Raw genomic sequence first — 14,191 nt, 5'->3', positions numbered from 1 at the left:
GCCGTGGGCGGCGCCAGCGAGGACGCGCTCGGCGCGGCCGTCGCCATCGAGCTGGTCCACAACTTCTCCCTCATCCACGACGACATCATCGACGGATGACTGTTGTTGGCAAGAGCGCTGCGAACATCGGCCGATTCGATCAGCTCACCAGGACCCAAAAGGATTCAACCATGAACTTGTGTCACCTCTGCACCCCAATATTGGAGAAAAGGTGAGTCCACAGCGAGGGGAGCGCGCGCGAAGCGCGGTGATTGCGGGAATCGGCACCTGCCTTCCGTCCAGGGTCGTGAGAAATGACGAATTGTCCTTAACGCTCGACACGTCAGATGAATGGATCCGCAGCCGGACCGGTATCCGCCAGCGTCGCTGGGTTGAGGCGGGGACAGCAACGTCCGATCTCGCGGTGTGGGCCGGGATCGGCGCGCTGCGTTCGGCAGCGGGTACGGCACTCCCCGAGGCGGTCATCCTCGCCACGACCACTCCCGACCGGCGCTGTCCGGCGACGGCGCCGGAGGTGGCGTGGCGGATGGGTCTGGGGCACGTGGTTGCTTTCGATGTGGGCGCCATGTGCTCTGGGTTCTTGTATGCGTTGAGCATCGCGGCGTCCATGATTACAGCGGGCAACGTCCGCAGCGCAGTTGTTATTGGAGCCGACACGTATTCGACCATCGTGGACCCGAAAGACCGCAATACGGCGGTTATCTTCGGTGATGGTGCCGGAGCCGTGTATCTGCGCGCGGGGGACCCCGACGAGCCCGGTGCGCTCTTCGCGACTCACCTGGCCAGCGACGGATCGCACCACCAACTCATCTCCATCGCGGTGGGCGGCTCCCGTCAGCCTGAGGTCGTGGCCTCCGACCAGCGGCTGCGGTATCTGCACATGGACGGGCGGCGCGTCTTCCGATATGCCGTACAGCGGATGACCGAGGCGGTCACCACGGTTGCAGCCGAGAGCGGGTGGAAAATCACCGAGCTAGAGGCGCTGGTCGCCCATCAGGCCAACCAGCGGATTCTTGACGCGGTCGGCGAAGAACTCGGTCTCGCCCCTGGAAAACTGGTCAGCAACATCGGCTCCCTGGGAAACACGGCCGCCGCTTCCATCCCCCTTGCCATCGCAGACGCCGCCCTCGGCAAGAGGGTCCCGCGGGACGCCCCGACGGTACTGACCGCCTTCGGAGGCGGTCTGACCTGGGGCGCCGCAGCCCTCACTTGGCCCCAAGCCCTACCCGTCGCGACGATCTTTCCTTCACCTTCGACAAGCCCGGGAGACCCCGATGCCTGAACCCTGGTATGACCGTCTCGTCACCGTCATCGCTGACAAGTGCCAGTACAGCGAAGCAGACATTACTCCGGACGCGACCTTCGAGGCGCTAGACCTGGACTCCCTCGGGATTGTCGAGATTTTTACCGCCTTCGAGAAGCGGTGGGGGACGTACGTCGATGACACGCTCTTCGAGTCCACGATGTCCATGCGATCCGCTGCGCAGCTCCTCGAAGACAGCCTGCGGGGGAAGCCGTGACGACCAAGCCGTCCCTAGGAGTCGTCGGTGGCAGCATCGCCGGGTGCGCTGTCGCCCTCGCTGCCCTGCGCTCCGGCCTTGCCGTCAACATATACGAGAGGACATCTGGGAACCTGGCCGACCGGGGATTCGGCGTGGCGCTCCCCCCGGCCCTCGCCGATCAGCTGATCGCCGCAGACTATATCGGCGCGGACTTCCCGCGTTGCCAGGTCACCTCCCGTATCTGGCTGACCCGGGCGCCAAAGAGCGGGGATATCCTGGAACTTTGGCGTCATCCCAGTAGGGCTGTCACCACTACTTGGGGCGCTTTGTGGCAGGCGCTGCGCGCACGGATTCCGTCCGAGAACTACTTTCCCGGGGCCCCCGTGTCCAGTGTGTTGAAAGATGACGCACAGGCCGCGGTCCTGCGGCAGGACGGAACCCTTACCCGGCATACCTTAGTGGCCGGAGCAGACGGCCACCGCTCTCTTGTCCGCGCCCAGGTCGATTCCGAAGCCGCCCCCGCGTACGCGGGCTACAGCCTGTGGCGGGGGACAGTGGACCCGCAGATCCTGTCCGACCCCGCGCTCGTGATGGATCTCTTGGACAACGCCTACGTCACCGTGGTGTTTCCCGGCGGGCATGCCGTGTTCTATCCCATCCCCGACGCTGCCGGGCACTCGTGCAGTCCGCACCTGATCAACTGGGTGCTCTACGCTGCCCCTGCGCGGGGAGGAGATTCCCCTGACATGCTTCCGTTCGTCCACGACCTGGCCTCGCGGCATCTGCCTCACGCGTGGTCCGAGGTCGTGCACCGATCGGACGCAGCACGGATGGCGGTCCACCCGGTCTACGACCTGCCGCTGACGCGGTACACCCGGTTTCCGTTCTTCCTGGCTGGAGACGCATCGACCATCGCCCGCCCGCACGCCGCAAGCGGCGCCGCTAAGGCGCTGGGCGACGCGATGGAGTTCGAACGCCTTCTCGCCTCGGGAGGCGCCTCGTGCTGGGAAGAAGTCCTCGACCTGTACAACCGAGCCCGCGTGCCCCGGGGGAACCAGCTGGTTGACGTGGGCCGGCGCATCGGGCAACACCAGGTGGCGCAGACGCCGGACTGGCCGACCATGCAACCGTGCGACATGCGGACCTTGACCCAGAAGACACTCGCCGGTCGCAAGCACTACCTCTACGACGGCACAACGACACCCTGACCCCTCTTCCCACTGGAGACCCTGAGATGGCGATCATCACCCCTCCCGCGATCCGCAAAGGACAGTACGAGGTCGGCACCGAGGAACTGCTGCACAGCCTCGCCGAAACCTACCGCGACCACCCGCGTATCGAGTACGTGCAGAAAGTCCTCAGGGCGACAACCGTGCAGACGCGTTATTTCACGCGCCCTCTACACGAGCTGACGCACCCATCGGGAACACTCGAACAGCGCACCGCCCGACATTTCGAGGAGTCCCTGCGTCTCGCCGAGGAAGTGGCGCATGAAGCGATGCAGACCGCGAACGTCAGCGCCCAGGACATCGACTGCGTAGTCACCCTCAGCGCCACCGGCTACACCACGCCTGGCCTCGACGTGTTCCTGTGCCAGCGCCTGGGCTGCCCCTCAAAGACCCGCCGTCTGCACTTCACGAACATGGGCTGCGCGGGGGGTGCCTACTCCCTTATCCGTGCGGCAGAACAAGTCCAGGTGCGGCCAGACGCCGTCGTCCTGGTGGTGTGCGGCGATCTGTTCAGCCACTACCTGCACCCCGACGACACCGAGATGGACGGCATGATCTTCAAGGGCCTTCTCGGGGATGCTGCGGGCGCATGCGTCGTCCGCAGCCCTCAGCCGGAGGACACAGGACCGATCGTGGCAGGATCGTGGGAATATCTCTGCCCCGGCACCTCGGACATCGTCGGCTACGAACCCCACTCGGACGGCCTGCACTCCCACAACTCGTTCCGCCTCATCCAGGCGGTCGCCTCCAGCGCTCCCGAACTGGCAAAATGGCTCCAAGAGACCGCCCTCGTCGGCGAGAGCGCCGCCCCCGACTTCCTGGTAGCCCACCCAGGCAGCCCCCGTATCTTGGGCCGCCTCCTGGAAGGTCTCGGCCTGCCCACCTCCATGGCAGTCCACTCATGGGAAAGCCTGAAGGAGATCGGCAACGTCGGCGCTGTCTCCATGCTTGATGTCTTGGCACGCACCTTCACGAGCCCCCCGCCCAACGGGGCACGCGGCCTGTTCACTGGCGTAGGGCCCGGTGTGACCGTCTGCGCCCTTACAGCGGTATGGCAGCAGAACACGACCGCTTCAGCCCGAACCGGGCGCGATACGTGAACGGCTTCGATGCCCGGCTGGTCTACAACACGGCCTCACAGGGCTACAACGCAGCCCGCGTGGACGCGTTCCCGCCTTCCCTCACCCTCCGCATCACCGCCGCCCTGGACCTCGCGCCCGGGGACCGGGTTCTCGATGTGGCCTGTGGTACTGGTGAAATCGCCCTGTGCGCGGCGCAGAAGAGGATCCCCGGGGTCCACATCACCGGGGTCGACATTGCCGAGGACATGCTGACGATCGCCCGCCACCGCGCCATGCAACACGGCCTGACGGACATCATGTTCGAGAAAGCCGACATGGAACGGCTCCCCTACCCGGACGCCTCCTTCAACGCGATTGCCTGCGGCTTCGCCGTCTTCTTCGCCCACGACATCACCAAAGCCATCGCATCGTTCTGGCGCCTGCTTCAACCCGGCGGACGCCTCGTCCTGGCCACCCTGGGCCGCAACGTCTTTGCGCCGGCCTCCGGCATGTTCCTCGACCTGGCGCAGGAATATGTACCCGGCCTGGACGTCTGCCTTCCCTGGCGGGCGACCGAGGACATCACCGCCCTCACCGCACTATGCACAGCCGCCGGGGTGACGGACCCCGCCGTCCGCCACGAGGAGTACGCCTCCCGGCTCGCCGGCCCCTCCGACTGGTGGCCGCTCATCGCAGGAAGCGGCTTCCGGTCGGTCGTCATGAAGCTCTCCGACGACACCGTGGCCCGGATCCGGCACCAACAGGACCGGTGGATGCACGACCAGCAAGTGACCACCCTCACCAGTGGCATCAACTTCATCACCGCGACCAAACCCCAGGGAGAAACACGCCGTGCCCTCTCAGCCCTGCAGGAACCTCACTGAAGACCTTGTCCTCATCCAAGAACTGGCCCACCAGTGCTCCTTCTACGCAGACCACGGGCCCGCACAGCCATGGCTAGACCTCTTCACCGACGACGGCGAATGGAGCATCCCCGCCAGCGGAATATACGTGCGAGGAAAGGAGAACCTCCGTCTACTCATCGACACCATCCACACCATGGTCCGCAACGTCCACCACATGCAGTCCAACTTCATTACCGCCATCGACGGCGACCGGGCCACCGCGTCCTGCGAAGTGAACAGCTTCATCAACACCGAGGACGGCCCCCAGCCCCTCGACCAGGGTCTTTACCACTACACCTTCCAGCGCATCCACGGCCAGTGGTACATCGTCTCACGAGCCAAGGAATCACCCGCAAACCTGAAAACCGTGCTGAATGGTCCCCACACCGCCCTCCTCGTCCCCTACTTCGACCGCCTCGTGGACCTCTTCGGCCAAACCACCCGGCCACAGCTCCCGCGTGCGAAAAAGCCCTGCCTGTAAAGTCCTGCCCGCCCATGGCGCACCCAGCACCGACCGTCTGCGGCCTGTAATCCCGCTTCAATCAGCCACCCACCGGCACGAGGGGGGCTTGCGGCGCCCCGAAGTTTCCGGACAGTGGTCCCACTACGATGGGTCTGTTCGGAAAGGGAAGTCGGTTGTCGCAGAAACGCAGGAAGTTCACTCCCGAGTATCGGGAAGAGGTACTCTCCTGCTGCCGGGGCGGCGATGTGGCTGGCCAGGCCTCGCACCGGTGTTGTCACGTTGTCGGGGGTGTGGCTTGTGACGGTGCGTCAGGGCGGGGTGGGGCTTGTGGTGCCCGGTGGTTCAGGCCGTGGCGGGCAGGCCGGCGGCCCCGGTGATGTGGTTCCGGACGGTGAAGCGGAGCGTCATCTCGAAGCGGTAGTGGCCGGCGGTCATGAGGTGACGGTGGGGCCGGAAGTGGGGTGAGATCCCGGTGAACGCGGACAGGAACCGCTGCGCCGAACCGACGGTACGGAATCCTTTCATCGCGCGTTCCCGCTGCCGGGTCGGCTGGTGGGAGTTCTCCGCCCGGTTGTTCAAGCCCTTGTGCGAGCGGTGCTCCACCGACCGCATCACCTCCCGGTGCGCCGCACCGTACGACTTCAGCTTGTCGGTGACGACCACCCGGGGGACCTGCCCGGTCTTTTTGAGGAGCCGGCGAAAGAAACGCCTGGCCGCGGCCTTGTCCCGCCGGTTCTGGACCAGGATGTCCAGGACGTTGCCATCCTGGTCGACGGCCCGCCATAGATACTTCTGCATTCCGTCGATCCCGATGAACACGTCGTCGAGATGCCATGTGTCACCCGTCCGCGGGCGGCGCCGGCGCAGTCCGTTGGCGTAGGCCTGCCCGAACTTCACGCACCACCGTCTGACGGTCTCGTACGAGACGATCACGCCGCGCTAGAGCATCAGCTCCTCGACCTCACGGAACGACCACGGGAAGCGGAAGTACAGCCACACACGGTGCGAAATGACCTCCACCGGGTAGCGGTGGCCCTTGTACGACGGCGACGCGGCACCCACCAGCAGACCCTCCCGAGACAACCAACCTCAAGATCATCTCACCGGCCCAACTCAACGTGACAGCACCCCGATACGTCCACGGGCGCAGGTGGCGCCGCTGGCGGTGCCTGTCCGGGGAACGGGAATCACATATGCACAAGGTTGCGCGATATGCTGCACGATTACCGCTCAGGCTCTCTATCTTGAGGCCTTGTGCAGGGCAATACTCGTATCCCAGCACTGCTTCTTCAGGGAATCTAGCGCCATGTCGGGAACACTGGTACACCCTACCTGTCGTCGTTCTGGCTGGGACGCCCGTGTAGTCCGTGGCTGTCCCAGTGAGGAAGAGATAGCAGCCTTGCTAGTCGTCCTGATTATAAGTTGCCGTCCGGGTGGCGCGGCTGCGAGCCATGCCGTTCAGCGAGCGCAATGGCCTCGCAGATGGACGCCTTTCGAACCGCGTACCTCCTGGCGGGCTGCCCCTGACCTGCCCTCAGCCAGGTTCAAGCAACACAGTATGAGGGTGTTCACCAAGGCTCATCGGTATCGTAACTATATTTAGTCGATTCAGTCCTCGCATAGTCGCTGACCTATGGAGTAGAGCATGGAACCCGCCGACCTGCGCCATATTCTAATTGCTGAACTAGGGCTTGATGCTGAGACGCTCGACCAGCGCCCAGATACTCCTTTGATCGACCTTGGTCTGGACTCGCTTGGTAGGGCAGAGTTGCGGGCGATATTGCGAGGCGAACATGGCATGGCGTTACCCGAAGGCATAGGGGCGCTAACGCTTGCTGAGCTGACCGACCAACTATGCATGCCGGAATCTCGGTGAGTAGGCGGTTCGTTAAACAGTCAAACTCAAAGCACGGTGCCTGGCGATTATCTTGTTGCGCGCAAATGACGGCGTTTAATTTGGCTGGATGATTTGGATAATCGTGGTGACGTGAAGTCGGGACAGGGTACGAATACTGAAGGGCGCCGACCGTGATTCGTCGCGTTGTAATAACTGGCGTAGGCGCCGTCTCTGGTGCTGGCGGGAGTTCGAAGGACCACCTTTCCGCGCTTTTGGCCGGGCGTTCGTTGGCTCGAAGGTTGACAGATCCCTGGTTCGATGAATTCGTCCGGCCAATTGGCGTTCCCGTCAGCACTACAGTCCCTGCGGTCGATGGACTGCCCCGCTATGTGGCTCTCGCTGACCTGGCGATCGCCGAGGCTGTCTCTGAGTCGGGCCTAACCGGTCCCGAACGAGCGGATACCCGCCTGATCACTGCCACCGCGACCGGTGCCATCGTGGAGCTGGAGAGCGCCTTCCGTGGCGGTCGCATCCTGCCGCCAGGCCAGTTCTCCTTCGATCACGTCACCGAGTGGGCACACATGCGGCACGGCGTCGGAGGAAACGGCGGGGTGATGACTGTCTCGACGGGCTGCACAGCTGGCCTCGACGCGCTCGGATCTGGTTACGACACTGTGGCCAGCGGGCGAGCAAGTCGGGTGCTAGTGGTAGCTGCGGAGGCTCCCTTCTGCCCGTTTGTGCTCGGCGCATTCACCAACATCGGTGCGCTGTCGAACCGGGATGTCGATCCGGAACATGCATCGTGCCCGTTCTCTCAGGACCGGGACGGCTTCGTGCTGGGTGAGGGCGCTGCGGCCGTGGTACTGGAAGAACTGCCAGCGGCGATTGCTCGTGGCGCAGCACCACTTATCGAAGTATTTGGTTGGGCTTCAGTTTCCAGCGCCTACCATATGACTAGAATTCGAACATCAGGCGTGGACATCGCAGCTTCGATCCGAGAGGCTCTTGACGATGCCGGTTTGCCACCGACAGCTGTTGAAGCGCTCGACGCACATGGCACGTCAACACCGCTGAACGACGCAGCGGAGTGCGCTGCATACCGCGACGTGTTTGGTGACAGAAGTTCCCAGTTGCCAGTGGTCGCTCAGAAAGGCGTCACGGGCCATTCGCTCGGCGCGGCCGGGCTGCTTGAGGTTGCCGGTATCAGCCGGTACCTGCCTGTGGGTATGCTGCCGCCCACCGGGAACACTACTCCCAGAACTCTCGATGCTCAGCTGGACCTGGTGCTTGGCGAGCCCCGGCACGCCGAACCAGAAATCATCGTCAAGACCAGCAGCGGATTTAGTGGGATCCATACTGCTGTCGTGTTCGGGAGGGTGCCATGAGAGATCTGTTATCAGAACTGGAATTAGCAGCCTGCGCAACGCATGTGCCTGCTGAAGGAGAAAGAGCCCGAGTCGCCTTCGGCGGCCTCGGGCCCCCTGGCCGAGGCGAGGATCTAAACGTGCCTGCGTTCGCTGTCGACCCTCGCCTGAGCCCTGATGTCCCCCACCACCTGCGACGCCGGATCGACCGGTTCACCGCTCTGGGTTATATGGCGGTTGCCGGTGCGCTCTCGGGCGTTCCCATCGCACAGCAGCCGGACCGGGATCGGATCGGGGTCTTCATGGCCAACACCCGCTCCGGCTGGTCTTACGCCGAACCCGAGCTGATCCGCCTAATCCACTCGGGAGTGGACGCCATGCGCGCCTACCTGGCCACGGCCTGGTTCCCCGCCGCCCTGCAGGGCGAGACAACTATCGGCCTCGATCTACGGGGCTGTGCCAAGACAGCTTCCGGTCGCGTGTCCGGCTTCGGCGAGGCACTCTGGCTCGCCCGAGACGCTTTGGAACGCCATGCCGTCGACCTGGCCATCGTGGGCGCCGCAGAGTCCCTCGTCAGCCCGTTCGTTCTTCACGACTGGCCACCTGACGAACCGTTGCCGTCCCGCGGGATGGCCGAAGGCGCAGTGATGTTCGCGATCCGCCGGCCGAGTGGGCAGAACCGGATCCTGCTCACAGACCTGCGCTACACCAGGCAACCGCCTCAGCAAGAACCGGACTGGGTGCCCACCTTGTCCGGCGCGGGCCGATTGCGGATGGCAGTCGACACAGCGGTAGGTGAGGACACCAACGTTGCGCTAGGCGGAGGCTATTGGATCACCGTCAACTATCCGAAAGAGGACTCGTGACTACCATATTGATCTTGATTACTCCGGTCAGTGACGTGGACGCAGAGGTGAGGCACGAGCTCTTCCTCTCCGTCCCGACGCCCAAATTGTTCGAGGTGATCCGCGACGTCACTTGCTGGCCCGAGCTTACGCCCGTCGTGACCGCCGCGACCGTCATCGAGGAGGAGTCAGGCGGCCGCGACGTCGTGGAGATCACGATGGATGCCACCCGCCAGCTCAGGCGCACCATCGACCCCGACGGGCGGACGATCCACTTCGCGCAGATCAATCCGTCCGAGCCGGTGGTTCGGATGGAGGGCCACTGGCGATTCGAACCGGAAGGTGAGGGAACCCACGTCGTGTTGACTCACATCTACACGACCACGACGCCCGACGCTCTCACAGCCATCATCAACAACCAAACCCGTTCGAACTCGACCCGTAACCTGGAATATCTCGCGAAGCATTACAACGAGACGAAGCAGTAAACCAGGTAACTGTGGTTTGTCTCCCCAGAAAGCGTGGAGGACTTCCTTATGCTGCTCGGTCCTCCTGATGTGCCGGCGTCCTGGCCTCGGTGACGGTTCGTTCGAACTCCACCGGAGCCAGACCGCCGGCCGCGCTGTGCCTTCGGCGCGTGTTGAAGAAGTCCGTGATCCATGTGGCGATCTTCAGCCGGGCCTCGGCGCGGGTGCGAAGCGGTGCCGGTGGATGTACTCGACCTTGATCGATGAGTGGAACGATTCCGCGGCCGCGTTGTCCAGGGCCGAGCCCACGCGCCCCATGGACTGCACCACTCCCAGCCGGTCACACAGGCTGTTGTACGCCTCACTCGTATACTCCGACCCCCTGTCGCTGTGGAAGATCACGCCATTCACGCTGCCGCCACGGGTTGCGGCGACCATCTGCAGCGACGCGCTGACCAGGGCCGCATCGTGGCGAGGCCTCACCGCGTAACCGAGCACCCGGCGCGAGAACGCGTCGTGCACGGACGCGAGGTAGAGCTTGCCCTCACCGGTGTCGATCTCGGTCATATCGCCCCACCACAAAACGTCCGGGGTGATCGCGTCGAAGCGTCGAAGCACCAGGTCACGGGCGACTTTCCGCCCTGCCGGGTCAGATTCTTCCGCCGACGCGGGGGCTTACGGCGCAGGCCGAGCTCGGCCATGATCTCGGCGACGGTGTTCTGCGAGACCTGCCAGCCCTCGGCCCACAGGTCCAGCGTGACCCTCGGCGAGCCGTACGTCCGGCCGGAGGCGTTGAAGAAATGAGTGATCCGCTCAGCCAGTGCGGCCCGTCTGACCTCGCGTTTCGTCGGCTCCGACGGACGACGGCGCCACTTGTAGAACCAGGACTCGGACACCTCCAGAGCCCGGCAGGAAACGGCGTGCGGGACATGGTGCCCGGTCCGCTGGTCGGCGATGAAGCCCGCAACCGTCACTTCGTCGCCTCCTTCACCCAGAGGACCACGGAACGCTTGAGGACATCGCGCTCCATCCCGATCTCGGTGTTCTCCCTGCGCAGCTGCCTGTTCTCCTCACGCAGCCTGCGCAGTTCCTCGCGTTCGGACTCCTTCAGCCCACCAGCCGCCTCAGCATCCGCGCGGACCCTGGCCCGATGAACCCAGGTCTGCAGCGTGCCCTCATGCACGCCCAGGTCCCGCGCGACCTCCGCCGCGGACTTCCCAGTCTCCAACACGATCCGTACCGCGCCCTCACGAAAGGGCACGTCGTACGACCGTCGCTTCCCACCCATGACACTCAACTTCCCCTTCAAGCCAAACCTCCACGCTACGAGGGGAAGGTCAACACCGCCGCCCAGCCGCCGTCGAGCAGCCCCCTCGCGAAGGCGGCCTCCTCCGGTGCGGCCAGCGGCGGCACGCTCTTCATGCCCGCTCCCGGCGCTTGTACAACGACCCGTGCCACTCTCTTCCTTCCGCCCTGTCGCCTTCCGGGACGTTTCTCACCGCGCCCCGCTTGCCGCCCAACCCCCACCAGGGACGCTCACCCAATGCCAACTTGGAGTACTGCCTTCAGCGGCGGGAACGGGCTCTGTCCGCCGCGGCATACACGCTTGGCCCACCCGCCACCTACAGGTCGTCGGGGAGCATCCGGAACGCGGGATGCCCGGTCAGCGGGCGCACCATGCGGAAGTGCCGGTCGGTAGTGAACATGAGATCGGTCTCGTACCTGGCGGCGAGGGCGACGTTCATGGCGTCGGCCAAACCGATGCCGTTGCCGCCGTCCGCGTCCTTATAGCCGTCGGCAACAGCGATAGCAACGCTCAGGCAGGGTGCGATGTCGGGGATTTCGAAGCGGCGCCGCGCCGTGTTGGTCTCGATGAACCTGGCGGCCGTGAGCGCCTGCTGGACGCCGGAGCGCGTGGTGATCATGTAGTCCAACTCGGCAAGGACAAGCGGAGAGATCACCAGATGTCCGATGGCGGCGAAGGCGCGTTTATGCTCGTCATGGCCGGTCATCTTCGGGTCGAGGAGACGGACAAGGGCGTTGGTGTCAGCGATGACAATGTTCAAGAGCCCATGCCCTTCAGGATGTCCTCCATCTCGTCGTTGGTGAGGTCGCCGCCGAGGTCGAGTTCGGGGATGTCGACGCTGTCCCCGATGGGGCCGGTGGGGTAGGGCGGGATTCCGGGCTCGCGGTAGGGGGCGACGGTAGCGACCGGGCGGCCGTTCTTGGTGACGGTGACAGTCTCGCCGCGTTCGGCTGCGGCGAGGATCTTGGAGGATTGCTGGTTGAATTCACGGGCGGTAGCTTCCATGTAGTACATGATACTACATGGAAGAAATGGCAGGGCGTTGATACCCCTAAAAGAGCGTTTTGTCCTGGTGGGGTTGTTTGGTTTGAGGTTCAGGTGTCGCGCCAGTTCGGGGTGGATTCGCGGGTGAGTCGGCGGCTTATGAGGTCGATCATTGCGACGTGGATTATGGCTTCGGAGCGGTGGGAGTGGGTCTCGTAGTCGCGTGCGAGGCGGCGGTGGTGCATGAGCCAGCCGAAGGTGCGCTCGACCACCCAACGTCGGGGGATGAGGGCCGCTGCCGCGATCCGAGTCTGTGATGCAGCCGGGCTGCAGGCCGCCGCGGCCGTAGGCCATCTTCAGGGCGTCGACGACGAGCGAGGCACGGTGGTGATCGGCCATCGCGTATCCGACGACCTCGGCTGCGCCCCCAGCGACCGGACACTCACCCAGGAAGAGGCCCTTGCCGCGCTCCGCCAACCCCGAACAGCAGCCTGCATCGAGTGCGACGCGGCCCGATCCCTCACCCCCAAACAGCATCAGACCGACCAGGACCCCCAGATCCAGCGTGGCGAAGAAGCCCGTCAGGCCACGGACCGTAGCGAAACGCCCACATAACTACCCAGCGCGCGAGAGCAGCGCGACAAAGAACAGAGCGGATTGTCGCCCTCAGCGCCCCCGGTACGTCAAGAGCGCCTCCTCCGCGCCCAGGATGCTGCTCAGAAACCTGCACTTCGGCCTGTGAGCACACCAGCCAGCCTGGAAATGCAGTCAGCGGTGTGCGCACTACCGTGGAGCCGTGCCAATGACGATAAGCCACTGCTCTGCCTGCGGCAGGGGAACCTGGGTGAACACCGCCGACACCGAACGGTGGTTCTGTGACTGCGGCGCCGAACAAATTCCTGAGAGTGCCACGACCTGTAACGGTGACGGCTCCGAGGGCGCAGGGCCCTGACATCGTGGGCTCGGGCCTTTGCTGATCTGCTTGGCTGCTTGTGCGGGCAGGCCGCACCAGGGGGTCTGCGCTTGTGCGAAGGCGCGAAGCCCCTTGCCTCGCTGATGGCCTGCCCTCCACCGCCATCACGATGACCACGTTCTCGACCGCTGGCTCCAGCAGTGACGGGCAACCCCCTGCCAGCGAGCCGGGGTGGGGCGGGGCCGCATTGTCAGCGTGGGCGCGTACCGTGGACCGCCACCCCGAACTCGCAGCAGGAAACCATGCCGCCCTCTGAAGTACAGTCCGCCGCCCCGGCCGCGCCGCTCGTGCAGCGTCGGCCGCAGCGGTCAGCCGTCCGTCACGGCCAGGCATCCTGTGCCGACTACGGCTGCACCCGCGCCGAGTGCCGCCAGGCGGCACGCCGGGCCCGCCGCCAACGCAACCAGGACCGCCTGCGCGGTCTTCCCGCCCGTGTCCCGCCCTATGCCGCCGCCCGATGGGCTGCCCGGCTGCGTGAGCAGGGCATGTCCGCACAGGACATCGCCGACAGGGCCGACGTGTCGGTGACCCTGGTCCGACTTCGGATCTGGGCGACTGCCGATCAGCGACAGCTCGCCGGCCATAGCAGTTACCGTGGTTTCCCACGGACCCGGCAACAGGTCCGTAGCGCCCGGGGCAGGCAGGTCACACCACGCTCCGGGCGCCATACCCATCGCGGACAGAGACCCCCCTCCCGCGGTACTGCCCGCAGCTCCGTTCACTGCGCGACCGCCCCTACCCTCACGTTTCTGCCGATGCATAAGGTGAAACCGAAGAGCGCAGGCCAAAACGGGGAGAGGACGGCTTCGGGGTGACACCGGAGGAGGACTGGACGAACAAAGCGGTCTGCCGGGCCGCCCTGGACCCGAACGAACTGTTCGCCGAAGGCGCCGCGCAGAACAGGGCCAAAGCAGTGTGCACCCGGATGCCCCGTGCGCACGCGCGTGCCAGCGACCCCGGACGACACCGCCGCCTCGGTCCCCACAGCCAGCCCCTCCCAAGTGATCACCGAGCCCGGCTATCATCCCAGTCCCGAGGCTTCCCGCCGCGCGACGGCGTCCTACCTGAACTCCTGCGGATACGGAGACGTACGTCCCACCTGGACATCCCTCCCTGGACCATCAAGATCCATTGTCAGGGTTTCGGGACTGTCAAACGAGTGGCTCTGGCCCGTAATCGGTGGTAACCAAGGGTGACGGGCGCCGTTGGTGTGGTGTGCGAGATGTCAATGAGCTTGTGGCTGTGGTGTTTTCGG

The 14,191-nt window shown here is 64.8% G+C and carries 17 protein-coding genes and 4 pseudogenes; 14 read left to right on the top strand and 7 right to left on the bottom strand.

The window, feature by feature from the left end; genetic code table 11:
* From ABZ624_RS40015 to ABZ624_RS39985, 7 genes and pseudogenes are all read left to right on the top strand, one after another.
* Positions 1 to 96 (top strand): annotated as a pseudogene (locus tag ABZ624_RS40015) (polyprenyl synthetase family protein); the annotation flags it as partial.
* An 82-nt stretch (positions 97 to 178) separates the two neighbouring features.
* Positions 179 to 1,282: a beta-ketoacyl-ACP synthase III gene (locus tag ABZ624_RS40010; RefSeq protein WP_360100023.1), complete on the top strand. Its 1,104-nt coding sequence runs from the start codon at positions 179 to 181 to the stop codon at positions 1,280 to 1,282.
* The gene (locus tag ABZ624_RS40005; protein WP_360100021.1) at positions 1,275 to 1,520 is read left to right on the top strand and encodes an acyl carrier protein; all 246 of its coding nucleotides are present in this window, start codon (positions 1,275 to 1,277) and stop codon (positions 1,518 to 1,520) included. Before ABZ624_RS40010 ends, ABZ624_RS40005 begins: the two co-directional genes overlap by 8 nt.
* 134 nt (positions 1,521 to 1,654) lie before the next feature.
* Positions 1,655 to 2,710, top strand: a complete 1,056-nt coding sequence (locus tag ABZ624_RS40000) for an FAD-dependent monooxygenase (RefSeq protein WP_360100019.1) — start codon at positions 1,655 to 1,657, stop codon at positions 2,708 to 2,710.
* A gap of 26 nt (positions 2,711 to 2,736) precedes the next feature.
* On the top strand, positions 2,737 to 3,831 hold the full coding sequence (locus ABZ624_RS39995) for a hypothetical protein (protein ID WP_360100017.1): 1,095 nt from the start codon (positions 2,737 to 2,739) through the stop codon (positions 3,829 to 3,831).
* The gene (locus ABZ624_RS39990) at positions 3,828 to 4,676 is read left to right on the top strand and encodes a methyltransferase domain-containing protein (protein ID WP_360100015.1); all 849 of its coding nucleotides are present in this window, start codon (positions 3,828 to 3,830) and stop codon (positions 4,674 to 4,676) included. The genes ABZ624_RS39995 and ABZ624_RS39990 overlap by 4 nt, the downstream gene beginning before the upstream one ends.
* Positions 4,645 to 5,178: a nuclear transport factor 2 family protein gene (locus ABZ624_RS39985; protein ID WP_360100013.1), complete on the top strand. Its 534-nt coding sequence runs from the start codon at positions 4,645 to 4,647 to the stop codon at positions 5,176 to 5,178. Before ABZ624_RS39990 ends, ABZ624_RS39985 begins: the two co-directional genes overlap by 32 nt.
* A 324-nt stretch (positions 5,179 to 5,502) precedes the next feature.
* Here ABZ624_RS39985 and ABZ624_RS39980 read toward each other — a convergent pair.
* Positions 5,503 to 6,228, bottom strand: a pseudogene (locus tag ABZ624_RS39980) (IS6 family transposase).
* A 238-nt stretch (positions 6,229 to 6,466) separates the two neighbouring features.
* On the opposite strand from ABZ624_RS39980, the gene ABZ624_RS39975 reads away from it, so the two are divergent.
* The 5 genes from ABZ624_RS39975 (at position 6,467) to ABZ624_RS39955 (ending at position 9,694) form a co-directional block, all read left to right on the top strand.
* A complete protein-coding gene (locus ABZ624_RS39975; RefSeq protein ID WP_360100011.1) occupies positions 6,467 to 6,763 on the top strand; it encodes an acyl-CoA carboxylase subunit epsilon in 297 nt (98 codons plus the stop codon).
* A 42-nt stretch (positions 6,764 to 6,805) separates the two neighbouring features.
* Complete coding sequence (locus ABZ624_RS39970; protein ID WP_360100009.1) at positions 6,806 to 7,036, top strand: acyl carrier protein; 231 nt, start codon at positions 6,806 to 6,808, stop codon at positions 7,034 to 7,036.
* Between the two features lie 152 nt (positions 7,037 to 7,188).
* On the top strand, positions 7,189 to 8,382 hold the full coding sequence (locus ABZ624_RS39965; protein WP_360100007.1) for a beta-ketoacyl-[acyl-carrier-protein] synthase family protein: 1,194 nt from the start codon (positions 7,189 to 7,191) through the stop codon (positions 8,380 to 8,382).
* 119 nt (positions 8,383 to 8,501) lie between these two features.
* Complete coding sequence (locus tag ABZ624_RS39960) at positions 8,502 to 9,227, top strand: beta-ketoacyl synthase N-terminal-like domain-containing protein (protein ID WP_360100005.1); 726 nt, start codon at positions 8,502 to 8,504, stop codon at positions 9,225 to 9,227.
* 14 nt (positions 9,228 to 9,241) lie between these two features.
* On the top strand, positions 9,242 to 9,694 hold the full coding sequence (locus ABZ624_RS39955) for an SRPBCC family protein (protein ID WP_360100003.1): 453 nt from the start codon (positions 9,242 to 9,244) through the stop codon (positions 9,692 to 9,694).
* 183 nt (positions 9,695 to 9,877) lie between these two features.
* On the opposite strand, the gene ABZ624_RS39950 is transcribed toward ABZ624_RS39955, so the two are convergent.
* From ABZ624_RS39950 to ABZ624_RS39925, 6 genes and pseudogenes are all read right to left on the bottom strand, one after another.
* Positions 9,878 to 10,240 (bottom strand): DDE-type integrase/transposase/recombinase, encoded by a 363-nt coding sequence (locus ABZ624_RS39950; RefSeq protein ID WP_360100001.1) that lies wholly within the window; start codon positions 10,238 to 10,240, stop codon positions 9,878 to 9,880.
* The gene (locus ABZ624_RS39945; protein WP_360099999.1) at positions 10,237 to 10,647 is read right to left on the bottom strand and encodes an IS3 family transposase; all 411 of its coding nucleotides are present in this window, start codon (positions 10,645 to 10,647) and stop codon (positions 10,237 to 10,239) included. The genes ABZ624_RS39950 and ABZ624_RS39945 overlap by 4 nt, the downstream gene beginning before the upstream one ends.
* On the bottom strand, positions 10,644 to 10,961 hold the full coding sequence (locus ABZ624_RS39940) for a transposase (RefSeq protein ID WP_360099997.1): 318 nt from the start codon (positions 10,959 to 10,961) through the stop codon (positions 10,644 to 10,646). Before ABZ624_RS39940 ends, ABZ624_RS39945 begins: the two co-directional genes overlap by 4 nt.
* Before the next feature lie 334 nt (positions 10,962 to 11,295).
* Complete coding sequence (locus tag ABZ624_RS39935; protein WP_360099995.1) at positions 11,296 to 11,739, bottom strand: PIN domain-containing protein; 444 nt, start codon at positions 11,737 to 11,739, stop codon at positions 11,296 to 11,298.
* Positions 11,736 to 11,984 carry a type II toxin-antitoxin system prevent-host-death family antitoxin gene (locus ABZ624_RS39930; RefSeq protein WP_360099993.1) on the bottom strand — a complete coding sequence of 83 codons (249 nt, stop codon included), beginning with the start codon at positions 11,982 to 11,984 and terminating at the stop codon, positions 11,736 to 11,738. The genes ABZ624_RS39935 and ABZ624_RS39930 overlap by 4 nt, the downstream gene beginning before the upstream one ends.
* A gap of 89 nt (positions 11,985 to 12,073) precedes the next feature.
* A pseudogene (locus ABZ624_RS39925) lies at positions 12,074 to 12,253 on the bottom strand (transposase); the annotation flags it as partial.
* On the opposite strand from ABZ624_RS39925, the gene ABZ624_RS39920 reads away from it, so the two are divergent.
* Positions 12,207 to 12,578, top strand: coding sequence for a hypothetical protein (locus ABZ624_RS39920; RefSeq protein ID WP_360099991.1), 372 nt, complete (start codon positions 12,207 to 12,209; stop codon positions 12,576 to 12,578). The pseudogene ABZ624_RS39925 and the gene ABZ624_RS39920 sit on opposite strands and share 47 nt — an antisense overlap.
* A 1,169-nt stretch (positions 12,579 to 13,747) precedes the next feature.
* Positions 13,748 to 13,858 (top strand): annotated as a pseudogene (locus tag ABZ624_RS39915) (WhiB family transcriptional regulator); the annotation flags it as partial.
* Positions 13,859 to 14,191: the final 333 nt, after the last annotated feature.

Origin of the sequence: Streptomyces sp. NPDC007205 (assembly GCF_040634095.1) — a bacterium.
Taxonomy (GTDB): domain Bacteria; phylum Actinomycetota; class Actinomycetes; order Streptomycetales; family Streptomycetaceae; genus Streptomyces.
The sequence above is the reverse complement of the archived record's forward strand: the minus strand, read 5'-3'. Positions and strand labels throughout refer to the sequence as shown.

Coding starts and splice junctions, on each gene's coding strand:
- ABZ624_RS40005 (WP_360100021.1), top strand. CDS start 1,275: ATGCCTGAACCCTGGTATGACCGTCTCGTCACCGTCATCGCTGACAAG.
- ABZ624_RS39995 (WP_360100017.1), top strand. CDS start 2,737: ATGGCGATCATCACCCCTCCCGCGATCCGCAAAGGACAGTACGAGGTC.
- ABZ624_RS39975 (WP_360100011.1), top strand. CDS start 6,467: ATGTCGGGAACACTGGTACACCCTACCTGTCGTCGTTCTGGCTGGGAC.
- ABZ624_RS39970 (WP_360100009.1), top strand. CDS start 6,806: ATGGAACCCGCCGACCTGCGCCATATTCTAATTGCTGAACTAGGGCTT.
- ABZ624_RS39950 (WP_360100001.1), bottom strand. CDS start 10,240: ATGACCGAGATCGACACCGGTGAGGGCAAGCTCTACCTCGCGTCCGTG.
- ABZ624_RS39940 (WP_360099997.1), bottom strand. CDS start 10,961: ATGGGTGGGAAGCGACGGTCGTACGACGTGCCCTTTCGTGAGGGCGCG.
- ABZ624_RS39930 (WP_360099993.1), bottom strand. CDS start 11,984: ATGGAAGCTACCGCCCGTGAATTCAACCAGCAATCCTCCAAGATCCTC.
- ABZ624_RS39920 (WP_360099991.1), top strand. CDS start 12,207: ATGAGCCAGCCGAAGGTGCGCTCGACCACCCAACGTCGGGGGATGAGG.